This is a genomic window from Stenotrophomonas sp. YJH_SMC_29, assembly GCF_059371235.1.
The window spans coordinates 110954-127840 of record NZ_JCAFUK010000012.1 but is presented as its reverse complement, the minus strand read 5'-3'; the positions used below and the strand labels follow the sequence as shown (position 1 = coordinate 127840).

Here is a 16887-nt window from a genome sequence, read left to right as displayed (position 1 = left end):
ACCCCTCGGCACACCAATCCCCGGCCGGCCAGGAGAGCCAGCCGGCCGGGGCACCACTCAACGCCTTACTTGGTCTCTTCCCACTGCACCACGTCCGGCTCGGTGGCGCGGATACCGGCGGTGGACAGCAGCTTGGTGCTCGCATCCAGCGCCGCGTTCACCGACGGGTACTCCACGATCGCCTGGCCCGACGCCTTCGACACCTTCACCACGGTGCCGCCGGTGGCGGTAGCCGCGCGCTGGGCCGATGCTGCGTCGGTGAAGAACACCTTCACCCGCGACGTCGCCACCACTGGCGCGCCGTCACGGGACACCGCCGCCGCGAACTTGCCGGCACCGGCATCAGCAGGCGCGGCGGTGGCGCCATCCAGCGAACGCTTGGTACGCGCGCTGGTGGTCGCCGCCGCTTGCGGGGTGATCGTGAACTGGCCGCCGCTGGCCTGCTTTACCGTTGCCGAGGGCGACAGCTGGAAACGCGTACCGCCCACGTCGAACGTGCGGCCGGTAGCGGACGCCTTCAGTTCCTGCGCATCCACGGTCGACAGGGTCCTGGCCGGAGGGGTCTGCCCCGAGCTCTGCGCCCAGGCAGGGGAGGTCATCGCCGCGAAGGCGAGCGTGCTCAACAGAATGGTCGTCTTCATCATCAGTGCCCCAGAACGCGGATCTTGAAGAATTCGAGGTTGCCACGCGATGCAGCGGTCGCGGCCTGCCCCATGTCGGTCACTTCCAGCGTCCAGGTGCCCGTGGCGTTCTCATCCAGGAAGGCATTGCTGGACAGCAGGTCCCAGCTGGTGAAGTTGCTCTGCGCGCCACCCGTGCCCGAACCGATCGCGGTGAACGCCGGCTGCACCACGCTGCGCGTGCCGCTGGGCGACACCAGCACGAACTGCAGCTGGCGCGTGTTGCGGTGGTTGACCCGGAAGCCCAGCTGCACGCTTTCGATGTTGCGCGCGCCGTTGGCCAACTGGAAGGTCAGGCGTGCGGCGGCGGCCGAGGTGTTGCCGATGGCCACGGTACGCGTGGTGTTGCGCCAGCCGCTGTCGACCAGCGCACCGAGCGACTGGAAGTTCTCGGCCACCTGCACCGCGCGTGCAGCGTTGACCACGCCGAAGCCATACCAGTTGCTGTAGGCACGGCCGGCAGCATTCACCGTCCAGCCCGGCACCAGCGTGCGGCCGTCGGCCAGCGTCACCGCCGGCTGGTTCGGGTGGTTGCGGGTGGCGGTGGTGGCCAGGATGTACTTCACATCGCGATAGGACAGGTTCGGATTGGCCTCCAGCACCAGCGCCGCCACGCCCGATACCATCGGCGCCGACGCCGAGGTGCCGTTCATCTTGGCGGTGTAGTTGCAGGTGCTGTCGATGGCCGACAGGTTGCTGTCCAGGGTGTTCTGGCGGTTGGTGTTGGTGTTGCTGCCCTGCGCGCATCCGGTCACGTCGGTGGTGACGATGGCCGGGTCGTACGCGCGTGCCACCAGGCCCGGTGCATACTGGGCCTGCAGGCCGTACTCACCGCCAAAGGCCGAGACCCACAGCGCCGAGCCGGTGGAGGAGTAGGACGAGCGCACGCCATCGGCACGCACCGCGCCTACGGTGATCACGTTGAACAGGTTGTTGCGCGGATCACGGCCAGCCGGCACGCAGCCGGTGTTACGGTTCTTGGTGTCGGTGGTGCAGACATCCTGGGTCTGGCTGATCGAGGCATTGTTGAAGTTGTTGCCAGCCGACTTCACGTAGATGCCGCCGCGGCCACCGCGCGTGCCCGACAGGGCCTGCTCATACGAACGAATCGTGTTTTCGCTGTACGCCAGCGGCAGGTTCGGATTGCCCGGGCCGGCGCCCCAGCTGTTGTTGAAGACCTGCACGTCGGCCGATTCCGCGCCGTCCCACCAGGCGTACTCGATGTTGCTCTGCTGGTTGCCCAGGGCCGAGCGCGAAATCGGGTTGAAGCCCTTCAGCGTCGCCGCCGGGGCTACACCGCGCACGCCCAGGTTGTTGGCGCCCACCGCGCCTGCAATGCCGCCGACCATGGTGCCGTGGTTGTCGACATCCGGGTTGGTCGGGGTGGGGTTGTTCGAGCCGTTGGTGAAGTTCTTGCCGGCCACCGCGGCCACGTTGGCGGCCAGGTCCGGGTGCGCGATCTGCAGGCCATCGTCGACGATGGCGATGGTGACGCCCTGGCCGCGGATGCCGTTGCGGAACAGGCCATCGACGTTCAGGTCGTTGCCGGCCACCGGCCGGGTGTCGGCCGGGACGGTCTGCCCGGTGTTGAGCAGGTGCCACTGGATACCCGCCAGCGGATCGGCCTGTTGGGCCTGCGCGGTGGCGGCCAGGCTGCCCAGCACCAGGGCAGTGGCAAGGGCCAGGCGCGCAGAGCGCGGTGGCGCGGAGCGTTGCGTGTGTCGCTTCATACACGAATCCTTCTGTTGTGAATCGGCATGGCAGGACGGCGGGGCGGAACTGCCCCATCGCAACGAGCCAAACGCGACACAACGGAGAACCCCCTACCTCTTCACACCCGAAAGATGCAGAAATGCGAATTTCGTCACAGACACTTATGAGGCGCGGCAATGACGACGGCTGCGGTCGGCATATGGGGAGGCAAACCTTCTGGCACCTGCATCCACACAGGGTGTGTATCCACCGTGTCTCGGCGCGGCCCTCACACCCGGCTGTGCTACTACAGCCCGTGCACCCTTCCGCACGGAGCACGATGATGGTCAATCCGCTCGCCCAGGCCCATCGCGGCCTTGGCACCACGCTGTTCAGCCTGTTGAATCCGATACCCTTCGGCTTCTTCGTCGGCGCACTGATCTTCGACGCGATCTATCTCAACAGCGCCGAGGTGATGTGGGGCAAGGCCGCCGCCTGGCTGATCACGTTCGGCCTGCTGATCGCCGTCGTGCCGCGCCTGATCAACCTGTTCGCGGTCTGGCGCCGCAACGGCACGGCCACCCGCATCGACCGCATCGACTTCTTCCTCAACCTGGTCGCGGTGGTGCTGGCCATCTGGAACGCCTTCGTGCACAGCCGTGATGCGTACGCCGTTGCGGTGCCGGGCACGATTCTGTCGGCGCTGACCGTGGCCCTGATCGCGCTGGGCCTGATCCTGCTGTCGCTGCAGCCGCCGGTGCTGCAGGGAGGTCGTCATGGCTAAGCACATCCTGCACACCGTGGCCGCCTTGGCAGTGGCCGCCACCCTGTCGGCCTGCGCCGGCAAGGCCGAGTACCATCCGGCCGACCAGTCGGGACCGCAGCCGCCACTGCCCAAGCCGGCCAACTTCCTGATGCCGCCGATGCAGGTGCCCAAGGGCGTGGGCTGGGCCGACGGCCAGTCGCCCACGGTGGCCGAAGGCCTGAAGATCGAGCGCATCGCCGCCAACCTGCAGCACCCGCGCCGGCTGCTGACCCTGCCCAACGGCGATGTACTGGTGGTGGAAGGCAATGGCCCCGGCGAAGAGCCGGTCACCACGCCCAAGCAGTGGATTGCCGGCAAGGTGAAGGCGCGCTCGGGCAAGGCCGGCAAGGGCGGCAACCGGGTCACCCTGCTGCGCCGCTCGCCGGGCACCAACACCTGGACCCGGCACGTCTACATCGAAGGCCTGCACTCGCCGTTCGGCATCCAGCTGATCGGCGACACGCTGTACGTGGCCAACACCGGCAACATCATGCAGTACCACTACGTGCCCGGCGAAACCCGCATGTCCGACAAGGGACGCGAGTTCACCGACCTGCCCAGCACCATCAACCACCACTGGACCAAGGAACTGCTGGCCAGCCGCGATGGTCGCAAGCTGTACGTGGGCGTGGGGTCCAACAGCAACATCACCGAGAACGGCCTGGCCGTTGAATACCGCCGCGCGGTCGTGCTGGAAGTGGACGTGGCCACCCGTGGCAGCCGCATCTACGCGTCGGGCATCCGCAACCCGACCGGACTGGACTGGGAGCCGAGCACCGGCACGCTGTGGGCGGTGGCGAACGAACGCGACGAGATCGGCGCCGACCTGGTGCCGGATTACCTCACCTCGGTGAAGGAAGATGGCTTCTACGGCTGGCCCTACAGCTACTACGGCCAGCACGTGGACGAGCGCGTGCAGCCGCAGCGGCCGGACCTGGTGGCCAAGGCGATCGTGCCGGACTACGCCATCGGCTCGCACGTGGCACCGCTGGGCCTGCTGTTCTACACCGGCCAGGCACTGCCGGCGCAGTACCACGGCGGCGCCTTCATCGGCGAACACGGCAGCTGGGACCGCTCGCCACTGAGTGGCTACGAAGTGGTCTACGTACCGTTCAAGGACGGCAAGCCGACCGGGCGGCCGCAGACCGTGGTCAGCGGCTTCACCTCGAAGGACGAGAAGACCCTGATGGGCGCACCGGTCGGCATGGCCATGGATGCCGAGGGCGCGCTGCTGGTGGCCGACGACGTGGGCGACGTGGTGTGGCGGGTCTCAGCCAAGTAGCTGTGTAGCGTTGAGCCATGGCCGAAGGACATCCGGTAGAGTCGACTGTCAGTCGACTCGCGCGCGCAGCGCGTGCTTTTCCTGTGAGCAGCGAAGAGCAGTCGACTAACAGTCGACTCTACCCTGTCGACTCCCCCCCGTCGGCTCAACCACCGGGTTCAGCGTGCCCGGAACCCACTGAACACCGATTCGGCGGCAAATCCCACGCCGCCCAGCAGCACGCCGAAATACACCACCGTGGCCACCACGAAGCCGTACCCGGCCGCCACCGCCGCGCCATCGCGCTGGATGAAGCCAATCGCAAACGACATCAGCGCCAACGCCGGCAGCGTGTTGCTGAAGGGAATCGGCCCGGCCGGCGCCATCAACAGCAGGGTCGCAAACACCAGCATCAGGTTGTTGAGGCGCATCATCTTCTTCGAGCGCACCATCACCGCCAGCCGCATCGGCCGCGACAGCCGCTCCATGCGGTGCACCCACTTCAGCGCACGGCCCAGGTTGGCTTTCAGCTTGTCGGTGGCGATCTCGCGGCGCGCCAGCTTCTGCGGCACCCACAGCGGGCGGTCGCGCACACGGCTCAGGCCGATCAGCAGGATCGAGGCGCCAAACACGGTGCTCAGCCCTGGAATCGACACCGGGATGATGAAGATGGCCGAGAGCAGGATCACGATCAGCAGCAGGCCCTCATCGCCCAGCGCGCTGAGCAGGGTGCCGACGCGCACCTGGTCGCCGGGCAGCTCGTCGATCATCTGCTCGATCTGCTGGGCCAGGGGGGCGCTGTCGTTGGTTTCGGGGGCACGGTAGGTCATGCGTCGCAAGGTTCTCCAGGGAAGGGCGGTCAGCGGGCCGTCCTGCGGTGGGGGACGCACAGGCCCCTGCAGTATCCCGGCCAACGTGGGCAAAGAGGTGAACCGGGCATGAGGGGGTAAACTGGCGTGCCCCGCACGAGTTGAACGCAATGGACATGGGCCGCAGGCAATCGACCATCGAACTGGTCGCCATCGACATGGATGGCACGCTGCTGGACCCGTCGCACCAGCTCACCCCCCGCGCCCGGAAGGCCATCGCGCAGGCGCGGGCGCTGGGCGTGCACATCGTGCTGACCAGTGGCCGCCCGGTTCCGGGCCTGGCGCCGTACCTGCACGAGCTGGGCATCACCGGCAACGACGACTACTGCATCGCCTGCAATGGCGGCCTGGTGCAGCGCATCGGCACGCGCGAAACCGTGGTCGCGTATCCGCTCAGCTTCGACGACTTCCTGTTCTGCGAACAGGTCGCCCGCGACCTGGGCGTGCACTTCCAGGCGCTGGACAGCCAGCGCATGTACACGCCCAACCAGGACATCAGCTACTACACCGTGGCCGACTCGCATCTTTCGCGGATGCCGCTGTCGTATCGCCGCGTGGAAGACATGGACCCGTCGATGTCCTTCATCAAGCTGATGATGATCGACGAACCTGAGGTGCTGGATGCCGCCATCGCGCGCCTGCCCAGCGCGCTGACCGAGCGCTTCGCGGTACTGAAGAGCGCACCGTTCTTCTTGGAAGTGTTCGACCACCGGGCCGGCAAGGGGCCGAGCCTGCAGACGCTGGCCGAGCACCTGGGCATCGACCGCGCCAACGTGATGGCCATCGGCGACCAGGAGAACGACCTGACCATGCTGCAGTACGCCGGCACCAGCGTGGCGATGGGCAATGCCATCGACGCGGTGAAGGCGGTGGCGCGGTTTGAGACCAGCAGCAATGCCGACGAAGGCGTGGCGCGCGCCATTGAGCGTTTCGTCCTGCAGTAACCGCGCGTCCCTATGCCCTGGTAGGTGCCCACCTCATCCGCCCCGGTAGGTGCCAACCTCGGTTGGCACACGAGCGCCGACCAAGGTCGGCCCCCACCACGCCGGAGCTATACCCACGTATAGCCCACCCATCCCCATCGCCATCGGCGCTGTACCACCGCGCAATGGCGAATGCGGCAGTGCGATGCAAGAATTCCGCACGTCGAAATCACCCCACCGAATCCCACGGCAGATGATCGTCTTCGTCTGCCACTGACCGGCACGCACCGCGCCGTCACGCCTTCAACGCAACCGCATCGCCAGCCAGGGCGCCGACACCGGTGCTGCAACGCGCTGGGCGTGCGCCTGCGCCGCTCTCTCCCTGCACCTGGATTCACTGCCATGAACACCCCACCCACGACGCGCCTCGCCCTGGCCATCATCGCGGCCATCACCGCACCTGCGTACGCCGCAGACACGCACGACGCCGCGCTCGACACGCCCACCACGCTCAACGCCCTGCAGGTCATCGCCACGCCGCGCGGCGCCGCCGTGGCACCGACCCAGGTGGTCGGCCCCAACCGCTACATCATCAAGGCCGAAGACCTCGACGCGATGGTCACCGGCAACAACGGCCTGGCCATGCTGAAGCAGGTACCGGGCGCCAGCTACACCGCCACCGACGGGCTGGGCCTGGATATCTCGGCCACCAGCCTGTTCGTGCGCGGCTTCCGCATGAATGAAATGGGCATCACCTTCGAAGGCGTGCCGCTGAACGACAACGGCTTCCTCTCGCTCACCGGCACCAGTGTGGTGAACGTGGGCGTGCCCGATGGCATCAGCGCGATCACGGTCAGCCCCGGTGGCGCACCGGTCAGCGTGTTCTCCAGCAGCGTCAACGGCGGCAGCCTGGAATACCGGCTGCGCGACCTGCAGGACACGCCCAGCCTGCGCGTGAAGCAGGGCGTGGGCAGCAACAGCACGTTGGTCACCACCGTATCCGGGCAGAGCGGCCAGCTCGGCGAGCATGGCCCGAAAGTGCTGGTCGACCTGCAACGCGTGTCCGCCGACAAGTACCAGGGTGAGGGCACGCAGAACTTCCTGCGCGGTGACCTGAAGCTGCAGCAGGATGTGGCGTGGGGCGATTTCACCGTGTTCGTCTCCGACAGCAAGGCCCAGGTCTGGGGCTACAACAACATCTCCTTCGACATGATCCGCAAGCTGGGCTGGAAGGCTGACATCTTCTATCCGGACTATGCGTGGGCGTATTACGTGGCCTCGCCGGAGAACGCAGACAAATCCTGCGGCGCCTACACCTGTGGTGAACTGTCCGGGCTGATTCCGTACGACACCGGCCAGAGCACCCGCGACCGGGTGTCTTCGATCAACCATCGCTTCCAGATCAGCCCTGCGCTGAGCGGCAACGTGCAGCTGTACAACGCCAACAGCCACACCCAGGCCACGCTCACCGACCCGAACGTGCCCTCGCCCAACGGCGCGCCGTTCTCCGAACAGGTGCAGACCCCGCGCCTCAACCGGCTGGGCGGCATGCTCAACCTGCAGTTCGAGGCGGGTGCGCACACCGTCACCGCCGGTTTCTGGCAGGAGAAGAGCAAGGCCGCGGCCAAGACCGAGTGGTACCAGCAGCCGCTGCTGGGCGAGGGCCCGCCGCTGAAGGCCATCGGCCCGTTCGATGTGTACGGCCCCGCGTTCAAGACCGACAACGCATCGAGCTGGGTGACCCGCTCGCGCCAGTTGTACCTGCAGGACGACATCGTGTTGAACGACACGCTGAAGCTGGGCGTTGGCTTCAAGGCCGTGGACTTCCGCACCAGTGGAGGCGGCCTCGGCGATGCCAAGGACCGACCGGTGAACGGCACGCTGCGCGCGAAGAGCAACTTCCTGCCGCATGTCTCGCTGTTCTGGAGCCCGACCGAATCCACCGATGCCTTCATCGACCTGGCCAATACCATGAACGGCTACCGCGTGGCCCAGCGCGGCAACATCGGCTACACCGCCTCGGCGTGGACCATCACCGACCAGGAAGAGTTCGACCGCGTGGCCGGCACGCTGCGCCCGGAGAAGAACTGGAACCTGACCGTGGGCGCGTCGCATCGCGTCGACCGACTGACGATCACTGGCGACGTGTTCTACAACGACATCCGCAACCGCCTGCTGTCGGCCGCCATCGGCACCCAGTTCGCACAGATCAACACCGTGCGGCTGATGCCGAAGATGCACGTGATCGGCGCCGACCTCGGCATCACCGCCGACCTGACCGACCACCTGCAGTTCTATCAGGGCGTGGCCGTGGCCCGTTCGTACTACGACAGCGATTTCGTGGTGGGCGACACGGTGTACCCGATCAAGGGCAACGCGCAGCCCGGTTACCCGCAGATCTCGCTGGTCAGCGACCTGTCCGCCCACTTCGGTGACTGGCGTTTGGGGGCCACCAGTACCTCGTACCTGCGCCAGCCCTTCACCTACGAGAACGACATCCGCGTACCGACCTTCTGGCAGGTCAACACCTATGCCGCCTACCGCTTCGGTGCCGACAGCGCCGTGCCCGGCCTGGAGCTGCGGCTGGACGTGAGCAACCTGTTCAACCGCCACAACATCGGCACTGCCACCATCGCCGGCTCGTCATTCTCGGGGGATTACCAGACCCTGCAGCGCAGCGCGCCACGGCAGCTGATGTTCAGTACCTCGATGGCGTTCTGAGGCGGCGAGGGTGGGGGCAGAGCCCCTCCGTGATCGGGGTCAGACCCCTTTGCGCAGCAAAGGGCTCTGACCCCCAAAACCCGCCTAGAAACCCGCCTTGCGCAAACAACAGGGGTTTTCTGGCAGCGACGCAAGGTTCCCACAATGTTGCTGGGTCATCCTGTCGGCATGGCACAGCACACCCCGCCAACCCGATTGCTCGGCATCGGCGGCCCACGACGGCCGCGGCCGGCGCTTTCCGTGGCGCCGGCGATCGACTTGCAGGGCGAATACCAGTTCTGGCAGGTCTACGAACGCGTGGTCCGCCCGCTGCCCGGCGGTGGGCTGCGCCGGGCCTGGCTGGTGTGCCAGAAGGTGTACCGGGACCGCTGGCAGCACCCGGAGGACAGCGACGCGGTCGGACTGTCGCGGGTGCTGTTCGGCGGCAACATGACGGCTGGCCGGGCGTCGGAGCTGGCGGAGCTGCACGCGCTGGTCAGCCGTCGGGTGGCGCTGCTGGCGAAGCGAGGTGTAATGTTCAGACGCGGCCGCTGACCGCGCATCTGCTGAGAATTCCGATGATTCTTCTTCCGGGGCAGTACCGCATCCTCGCGTATCGCGGATTCCATGACCTGCCGCGGATGATGCTGGTAGCCGATAGCGCATCAAAGCGTTGGGTGCTCGATTGTCCGTTCGAAGACGAACGGGATGACTACGCGCCGGTGTATCGCATTTATGCCGTGGATGCTGACATCGCGGTGCCTTCGGAGGTATGGGAGCGTCACATTCGTGGGCTATTGCCTGACATTGGCGTCCTTTCAGTAAATAGCATGCAGTTTGACGAGACGCGGCGCGCCTTCTTCATCCTGATGTGATTTTTCGTCATACCCCCGGCTTTCCCCGATCCAATTGCCGGTAGCCGATCGCCTCAGCCAGGTGCGCGGTCTGGATACCCTCGCAACCCGCCAGATCGGCAATCGTGCGCGCCACCCGCAGAATCCGGTGCATCGCCCGCGCCGACAGCTGCAAGCGCTCGATGGCCTGTTCCAGCATGTCCTGATCTGCCTCGCTCAGTCGGGTACAGGCCCGCAGTGCCGCCGGCGGCAGATGCGCGTTGAGCCCGCCACGCACCTGCTGCTTGGCATGGGCGGCTTCCACCCGTGCACGTACCGCAGCACTGGGCTCCCCCAGCGGCGTGCTCTCCCGCAACTCCACTGCGTCCATGCGCGCCACACTGATATGCAGGTCGATACGGTCCAGCAACGGACCAGACACCCGCGCACGGTAACGGTTGATACGCTCGTCGCTGCACAGGCAGCGGTTGCTGCGGTCACCGGCCCAGCCGCACGGGCAGGGATTCATCGCAGCCACTTAGTGGGGGGTTCACTGATGTCATTTAGGGCGAAACGCGAAGCTTGACGAGGGAAGCTGGGAGTCCATAAATTAGGGGTGCTGCTAGCCGAGTCCCCCGGAGATGAGTTCGGAGCCGCTGCCATATCGCCCTTGGCGTATCATCTATATCCCTGTCGTGGAACGACAAGGTGGGTTGTTCCCTTTCTTGTTTCTGAAAAACGGTCTTCCAAGTGCAACAGCGGCTCTATGGGCGCGAGCGCTGAGCTCGGAAAACTGGAGTGACTCAAAGATCGAGGCTCACCTTCGGGCCGTTGGTACGTTCTACGCGTTCTGCCAAATGAAGTGCGGCGGCGAGGCTCCGCTTACCGGTGATCTGTACGTGCTCGTGCAGGAGTATGCCGAGGCTAGATTTCGCGGCACTTGGATTGCCGGTGAAGACCCAACGGGCCTCTACTGGAGGCGGGTCCGAATCTCAACTGTGAGCGAAGAGATCCGGGCGCTGGATCGCTACTCCAGGTTTGTGGCCAAGCTGCACGACTCCCCTGTGTTCAATCCGGACGAGCATGCCCTAGTCAAGGTCGCTCGATTCTATCGGTCTGCCCGCGAAGCTGGCCGGAGCGATGCGCTCGTCCATCTGAGAGGAGTACGCCGACGAAGAAGCAAAGCAGCTCCGACGATAAATCGCAGAATGACCGAGAGTGACAAGGCGGCTATGCGGGCGAAGCATCTCTCGCCGGCGGAAATGATAGAGACGGTAGAGCATGGGGCACGGTCGCCAAGAGACAAGATGTTGTTACTGCTGCTTGGCTATGCGGGACTTCGCATCTCTGAGCCACTGCATCTGTATGTCAATGACGTTGTCGAGTTGTTTCGCGAAACGGGTGCATCGAAGATTCGCCTTGAGCATCCCGAGAATGGGAGTTGCGTGTCGTCGACTACAGAGGATAGGTCTGGCTTCCTCGCAAGGGTGTACAAGCGCCTCCCGCGAAGCCAACTGGGAAGGGGACATCGTGAGTTTGCAGGGTGGAAGGGAATGGTTCTGACCGAAGCTGATTCCGCAAACAGATATGCTTTCTGGCTGGAGGAGAGCATCACGGGCAGGTATTTTCGCCGCTGCCTTGAAGCGTACTTCGATGATCACAAGTCATTGCTCAGGACGGGGCGCCTTCGCCACCCGTATCTCTTTTTCAACACCACGCGTAATGGAGCATTGAACTATGGGCAACCATTGAGTCTTTCGTGCGCACACGATCTGGTTGATAGAGCGTTCAGGCGTGTAGGGATAAGGGCAGGATCGCACGCATGTCGCCACCACTATGGCTTCTATGCCGCTGACGTACTTCAGATCCCTCAAGAAACGCTGATGAGGATGATGCACCACAGCTCGATTGTCAGCACAGATACCTACTACCATGTCAGCGCCGCTTCTGTCAGGGCGAGGATCTCGGGAACTGACATCCGCAGAATTCCATACGCGAGGCCAGAATTCCCAAGCAGCTGGGGTAAGCCGTGACACAGCTCGATCACGTTACACAGGACATTTCTCAGCTACAGCACTATCGTGGATTGGGCAGCAGTTGCGAGATCGTCTTCAACGCATGTCCGGATAAGTTCGTCGTTACGGGAACGATTTCGCCAATCGAGTGGCGCGATGTCGGTGTAGAGGTTGAGCGTTCGATAGTCCTCAAGCTTACAAGCTCGATGACGGAATTTCGGGAGGATAGGAATGTCATTCGTGCTTTTGACTTCAAGGCATCAGAGGACGGCACGCCTGGTACGCTCCATTACCTGCGCCAAACCTGGTTGTTACGCGCGATTGGTGATCAACTAGAACTGAAGTCGGGCCAGAGTCTCTCCCAGGCGCTAGCGCTTCTCAGCAAAGACGACCAGATCCGACTGTGGCGTCGCATACAGCCGGAAGATCTGGCAGGGGTCCGAGTTGCTTTTCAGGAGGGTCGGATTAAGAAAGTCGACTTGCGTCTGAGCACTGTGTTCAGCTGCGAAGATCCTCTGGCCATGGTGGATCAACTCATCTCTCTCCTTTCCCTGCCGGCAGCGAGAGGTCAGAAGTACTCGGGTATACGGAAAGAGCTGATCGCTGGATCCTCATTCAAGAAGATCGTCCATCTGATCCTGACAACGCTCTGGCGCCGCGGCCTTATTTTTTACTCTCTCGCGATGACAGAGTCCTTGGTTGCAGAGGCTAAAGCTGAGACAGGGCTAACCATCCGTAGCGGTTCTCTGGTACAAGTTCTTCAGGATCCTGATCTTTTCCCGAACGAACTGTTCAGGCGCGTTTGCACCCTTGAAATCAAGGCGCTCGGCAAGCGGGCGGATGCAACTCAGAATCTGTACTTGTCATGGTTTCTCCTTTCGACTAATTGCAGCGACATCGGTGACATATCACCTGAACTGTTGACAGCAACTCGTGATTTCAAGCTCGCGTCCTACAAATGGTGGGAGCTTCTCCGAGTAAGCTTCGAATCGGTGCACGGCTCAGCTAGCTTTCCAGTTCCCCCTCGATCCAGGGTGTTTGGGGAAGTTCGCACTCGGTCACTTGAGTGGGTCCTGCGCGAAGATGCCCGACTCTCTATTTGGACGGAGCTGTATGAGCGGATGTTTGCGTCGGAGTACAAGACGTACACCCCTCAGCAGTACACTGATGCTAGACACTTCTTCCGTTGGCTTATGACTTTGGAGTCGTGGCCATCTCCTCAGGCACTTGACCACAAGCAGGTACGGAATGATGGGCAAGACCGTGATGGCAGTTCATTTCGAGAGTACTTGGATAACTACGTCACAAAGACGACCAGGCAGAAGCCCGGTCCTTTAAGAGCAGCATCCAAGACAGGCGCAATGCGCCAGCTTTACCGCGTAATGGATTTCAACAGGCAAGAGAACTTGGGCGCGATTGCGCTCGATCAGCGATTGATTGGGTCTTTGCGAGTTGATAACCCAGTTGCAGAAGGTGACTGGATTTGGAAGCAGGCCGCCCCACGACGGACTCATCGCTCTGCTGTCGGGACGGACGTGCTGGAGTTCTGCCGAGAACTGCTTCTTGATCGCGATGGCAGCGGTGTCCCGACGTTTGGCTGGCCGCAGTCACAGAGCTCCCTCAGGCGCGACTGGATCGTGGTCGATGGAGCACATAGCGGAAAGTGGCCATATGAACGCAGTCTGCCTGGGGGCCGAATTGAGATATGGCAGCCCACACGTGCGCTTGCGATCTATTTGATGCTTGAGTTGCCACTTCGCGGATTTCAGGTCAGGTGGCTCGACTCTGGTCTGGGCGACGAGTACGTGTGGGATATGCGCGCGGCGAGGCTTGTAGAGAACGATTCGGCGCTCGCTGAAATCTCTAGGAGCTTTGGTGTCTTCCGTCCCCTAACGAATGACGTGCTGTCGGGCAACGATCAGATTGGCATCTACGTCACTACAAACAAGACGCAGATGTGGAATCCCGAAGATTTTCGCGGATTCACTATTCCCTGGCCGGACGCGGAGATTTACTCCATCCTTGATATCCAGCGGGAGTGGTGCAAGGTTGCCGCAACAATTTTTCATACGGAGAAGTTGAGGCTGTCGGATGATGATCTCAACATCAAAGCCAATGTTGTCGACATCCTTCCGGGATTTCACGTGCTGTTTCGAGATGCCTCAAGCTTCGCAGGTGGCAATAGACCAGTATCGTCGGCAAAGATGGAGGCTCTCTGGGTACTGTTGTGCGGGGAAGCTCAGGTCGAATGGAGCAGGAGAGGAACGCCGCTACGGCTTCTCACTCAGAGATCGGGAGGCCGCGCGGACGCGAAGAGGGCTATTCACGACCTTCACTCCCTCCGAGTCTCGGGGATTACATCGCTGTATCTAAAGGGCGTTCCGGTAGAGATCATCAGCAAGTACATAGCGGGTCATGCATCGATCGCGATGACACTGCACTATGAGGCATCAGATCCCCGGGAGATACGCCGCAGGCTACATGCCTATCAGCATCGTTCTGAGTCGAACTCTGGGCGGGACGATGCCCGCCAGCTGATGGAGCGTCTCGAGTCAGGCGAATCGCTCTCTCCCGAGCTTCTTAAGGAGGTATTCGGTCAGGACGCATTCACGCGGCTTCTCATGTCAAACGACTTCCTGACCGAAAGCCAAGTCGGGATAGAGGCGGCTAAGCATGTGTCAGGAAGTTGGGTTTGGTATGGGGATGGAATCTGCCCCGGCGCTAAGTGCAGCGAGGGTGATGAGCTGGGAGGGCCGGTAAAGGGCGGAGCCAGGAGCTGTGGGAACTGCAAGTTCTTTTTGACCGGAACCGCGTTCCTGTACGGGCAGGCTCACCGCTGCAATGAGCTCATGTACGATCTTCGCCGTCTCGGCCTGGAGCGCGAAAATTGCTACGCGATGAAGCGTCAGGCTGCTGTTGGATCGAAGGCGTACGTGAATGCTCAAGCTAGAATCGAGGAAATAGATGCGCACATCGAGCCGAAGCTTTCTGACTGGTGGGCACGGTATCAGCTTCTTCAGAAGAGCATTGCAGCTACGGAACGAATCGCTCCTCAAGGAGGAGCTCAGGCTCTGACGAGTGACGCGCCTCGCGAAGATTTTCAGGTTTCGGCGACTGTGACGAATCATGTCCAGCTTTTGAAGGAGTTGTCGCAGAGTTCAGATATCCTCAACGCTGGACAGGAGAACATGGGGCCTGTCTTGGAGCTCAACTCCATCATCAACGTGGTGCTCTCCAAATGTGGCATCGATCCCTTCTTGCTTGGCGTTCCGGACAGTGTTGGACGCGCGACAACCACCGTGGTTGCCGAGGCGATGCAGAATCTCTTCCGGATGCACTATAACTGCACGGACACAGACGCCTACAGACGGATTCAGAACGTCTATGAATCCGTTGACGCAATGGTTGACCCTGTACTCGCGGCGAGTTTGGCGAGCGTCGCAGATGCGTTCAAGCCAATGCTACAAGCTGGTGCATCGTCTGCAGTGACGTGGGATGAAGATGTCGGTGAGAGACTGCTAGGGAAGAAGGCGCATGACTGACCAAGTCGAAGATCAATGGGAAAGCTCAGAACTTCTGTATGAGTACATCTGCACTAAACCCGGGATTGACGTTCGGCTGAAAAAGTCAATTGACCGAATTAGGTCAGTCTGTAATGAGATCGCAGAAGAGGCACGTCGTCACAAGAAGCTTGGCGGAACATTCAAGCGCTCTCCGATCTTCATTGCGGAGGTTGGAAGGCGTTGCACGGAAACGTTTGGCGGACCGTCAGCTGCGTCGATCGTTCGCAACCGTTCCAAGGAGCCGCTCAAGGCTATCTACATTGAGCTAAGGTCCGAGGAGCTTAGGCTAGATCTGCGGATGCCAGCCACTGCTGATCCCTCGCGTTCAGACGACACGGCAGTTGCCGCATACGTACGGTCGCTGGAGCAAAGGCTCAGCGTGAGCGAGCAGATGGTGATTGGTCTTTCACAGACACTGCGTGGCCTTAGGCCAGTCTCGCTCCAGCAGGCGCTCATCTCCGGGACGCGAGAAGGAGATTCCCTTGACTTGGTCGCTGGAGCGCAGGAGAGGCCATCCGACACCGAAGTATCCGAGTTGATACAGAAGTTATTGGACGAGCGCCATCTCAGTCGGTTCGGTCTTCGGTTAGATCGCTCTGTCTTCAACAGCGCCACTGGGGAGGAACTGCTCTCACCCGAGGATGTCTCTACCCTTCAGCGTCTGAGGTAGATCGCTGCTTCTCAACCACGTGCTGATCGGCTGGCGGGAGCTCTGACCCACGACGTGTGGGGTCTTCGGTGCCGCGCGGCCCGCCTCCGCCTTCGGCTGTGCGCTAGGCCAAGCCAGCAGGCGCATGCTGGAACGTTTTAGCGACGAGAACTTGCGGCATGTGTAAGACGTATCGCGGAAGGGCAAAGCGTCCAGTAGTCACTGTCCGATCCCAAGAGGCTCCCTAGCGCAACCTCAATAGCTATAGGTCTGCGCCAGTCGGCGTTGGGCAAGAAGGAGAACTCCCTCGGGCCGAGTCTTGCTTCTTGCTCCCGTCGCTGAAGCCATCGCGATCTGATCTGCATCTCTTTACAAAGTGCTTGCATGGCGGCCTCTTCGTTCATCTCAGTCTGCAACATGACACTAGCTGCCACACGCATCCCCGACCATGCGACATATCGCCGTCTGCCCGAGCTGAGGTTGAACCATGGGCTCTCCTGCATTGCGATGACTCCGTTTGCTCGCTCAGGACTTATTCGGTGCCGTCGAAGAAGGTTCGCCAAGTATGCGGATATCTCGTCGTTGACAAGCCGCCCCCACAGAGCGACGCGAGCTTCTGTATGGGCCGGCCCTTGCCAGCCATTTAGTGCAACTGCCAGCGCATTGCGAAGGTTTGGGAGAGCCTCCCACGCCGGAGAGTATGTCCAGGCGAAAGGGTGGTAAAGGGACCTTCGAGTGGATGGTGAATCGCTGGTCTCGGTCAGCAGTACTCCCGCCGCCTGGAGGTTTCGCAGCAAACTCCACACAGGCCCGTCATCTGAGGCGACCGGGGCATTTCTTGTAACAGAGTCTTCGAGTGCACACCACAGGCACGAGTAGTACGGTCCAAGGGACGCG

Annotated in this window: 12 protein-coding genes and 1 pseudogene; 9 read left to right on the top strand and 4 right to left on the bottom strand. The window is 62.3% G+C overall.

Annotated elements, in window-relative coordinates; genetic code table 11:
• Positions 1-65: 65 nt before the first annotated feature.
• Positions 66-644, bottom strand: a complete 579-nt coding sequence (locus AC5P9I_RS14295) for a hypothetical protein (protein WP_049468883.1) — start codon at positions 642-644, stop codon at positions 66-68.
• On the bottom strand, positions 644-2410 hold the full coding sequence (locus AC5P9I_RS14290; RefSeq protein WP_049460503.1) for a S8 family serine peptidase: 1767 nt from the start codon (positions 2408-2410) through the stop codon (positions 644-646). The genes AC5P9I_RS14295 and AC5P9I_RS14290 overlap by 1 nt, the downstream gene beginning before the upstream one ends.
• 305 nt (positions 2411-2715) lie before the next feature.
• Here AC5P9I_RS14290 and AC5P9I_RS14285 point away from each other — a divergent pair, with 305 nt between their 5' ends.
• Both AC5P9I_RS14285 and AC5P9I_RS14280 read left to right on the top strand, forming a co-directional pair.
• Entirely contained in the window at positions 2716-3156 is a 441-nt protein-coding gene (locus AC5P9I_RS14285; protein ID WP_049468885.1) for a DUF2231 domain-containing protein, read from the top strand.
• A complete protein-coding gene (locus tag AC5P9I_RS14280; protein ID WP_049468887.1) occupies positions 3149-4459 on the top strand; it encodes a PQQ-dependent sugar dehydrogenase in 1311 nt (436 codons plus the stop codon). The genes AC5P9I_RS14285 and AC5P9I_RS14280 overlap by 8 nt, the downstream gene beginning before the upstream one ends.
• A 158-nt stretch (positions 4460-4617) precedes the next feature.
• Here the strand turns inward: AC5P9I_RS14280 and AC5P9I_RS14275 are convergent, their stop codons facing one another.
• A complete protein-coding gene (locus AC5P9I_RS14275; RefSeq protein ID WP_049468889.1) occupies positions 4618-5268 on the bottom strand; it encodes an exopolysaccharide biosynthesis protein in 651 nt (216 codons plus the stop codon).
• A gap of 149 nt (positions 5269-5417) precedes the next feature.
• On the opposite strand from AC5P9I_RS14275, the gene yidA reads away from it, so the two are divergent.
• The 4 genes from yidA to AC5P9I_RS14255 all read left to right on the top strand — a co-directional run bounded on the left by yidA (position 5418) and on the right by AC5P9I_RS14255 (position 9805).
• Positions 5418-6251: a sugar-phosphatase gene (gene yidA / locus AC5P9I_RS14270; RefSeq protein ID WP_049468891.1), complete on the top strand. Its 834-nt coding sequence runs from the start codon at positions 5418-5420 to the stop codon at positions 6249-6251.
• A 381-nt stretch (positions 6252-6632) separates the two neighbouring features.
• Positions 6633-8951 (top strand): TonB-dependent receptor, encoded by a 2319-nt coding sequence (locus AC5P9I_RS14265; RefSeq protein ID WP_049468892.1) that lies wholly within the window; start codon positions 6633-6635, stop codon positions 8949-8951.
• 144 nt (positions 8952-9095) lie between these two features.
• Positions 9096-9485, top strand: a complete 390-nt coding sequence (locus AC5P9I_RS14260) for a hypothetical protein (protein WP_088476343.1) — start codon at positions 9096-9098, stop codon at positions 9483-9485.
• Between the two features lie 23 nt (positions 9486-9508).
• Positions 9509-9805, top strand: coding sequence for a hypothetical protein (locus AC5P9I_RS14255; protein ID WP_049468896.1), 297 nt, complete (start codon positions 9509-9511; stop codon positions 9803-9805).
• Between the two features lie 7 nt (positions 9806-9812).
• On the opposite strand, the pseudogene AC5P9I_RS14250 reads toward AC5P9I_RS14255, so the two are convergent.
• Positions 9813-10301 (bottom strand): annotated as a pseudogene (locus AC5P9I_RS14250) (magnesium chelatase subunit ChlI family protein); the annotation flags it as partial.
• A 187-nt stretch (positions 10302-10488) separates the two neighbouring features.
• On the opposite strand from AC5P9I_RS14250, the gene AC5P9I_RS14245 reads away from it, so the two are divergent.
• The 3 genes from AC5P9I_RS14245 to AC5P9I_RS14235 are packed head-to-tail and all read left to right on the top strand — an operon-like array spanning position 10489 to position 16011.
• Entirely contained in the window at positions 10489-11796 is a 1308-nt protein-coding gene (locus tag AC5P9I_RS14245) for a site-specific integrase (RefSeq protein WP_187756946.1), read from the top strand.
• Complete coding sequence (locus AC5P9I_RS14240) at positions 11793-15320, top strand: VPA1269 family protein (protein WP_164166565.1); 3528 nt, start codon at positions 11793-11795, stop codon at positions 15318-15320. Before AC5P9I_RS14245 ends, AC5P9I_RS14240 begins: the two co-directional genes overlap by 4 nt.
• Positions 15313-16011: a hypothetical protein gene (locus AC5P9I_RS14235; RefSeq protein ID WP_142806936.1), complete on the top strand. Its 699-nt coding sequence runs from the start codon at positions 15313-15315 to the stop codon at positions 16009-16011. Before AC5P9I_RS14240 ends, AC5P9I_RS14235 begins: the two co-directional genes overlap by 8 nt.
• Positions 16012-16887 lie beyond the last annotated feature (876 nt).

What these genes read in the sequence shown, in the direction of transcription:
- yidA (WP_049468891.1), top strand. Translation starts at nt 5,418, where the DNA reads ATGGACATGGGCCGCAGGCAATCGACCATCGAACTGGTCGCCATCGAC.
- AC5P9I_RS14255 (WP_049468896.1), top strand. Translation starts at nt 9,509, where the DNA reads ATGATTCTTCTTCCGGGGCAGTACCGCATCCTCGCGTATCGCGGATTC.
- AC5P9I_RS14290 (WP_049460503.1), bottom strand. Translation starts at nt 2,410, where the DNA reads ATGAAGCGACACACGCAACGCTCCGCGCCACCGCGCTCTGCGCGCCTG.
- AC5P9I_RS14280 (WP_049468887.1), top strand. Translation starts at nt 3,149, where the DNA reads ATGGCTAAGCACATCCTGCACACCGTGGCCGCCTTGGCAGTGGCCGCC.
- AC5P9I_RS14235 (WP_142806936.1), top strand. Translation starts at nt 15,313, where the DNA reads ATGACTGACCAAGTCGAAGATCAATGGGAAAGCTCAGAACTTCTGTAT.
- AC5P9I_RS14285 (WP_049468885.1), top strand. Translation starts at nt 2,716, where the DNA reads ATGGTCAATCCGCTCGCCCAGGCCCATCGCGGCCTTGGCACCACGCTG.
- AC5P9I_RS14295 (WP_049468883.1), bottom strand. Translation starts at nt 644, where the DNA reads ATGATGAAGACGACCATTCTGTTGAGCACGCTCGCCTTCGCGGCGATG.
- AC5P9I_RS14275 (WP_049468889.1), bottom strand. Translation starts at nt 5,268, where the DNA reads ATGACCTACCGTGCCCCCGAAACCAACGACAGCGCCCCCCTGGCCCAG.
- AC5P9I_RS14260 (WP_088476343.1), top strand. Translation starts at nt 9,096, where the DNA reads ATGTTGCTGGGTCATCCTGTCGGCATGGCACAGCACACCCCGCCAACC.
- AC5P9I_RS14265 (WP_049468892.1), top strand. Translation starts at nt 6,633, where the DNA reads ATGAACACCCCACCCACGACGCGCCTCGCCCTGGCCATCATCGCGGCC.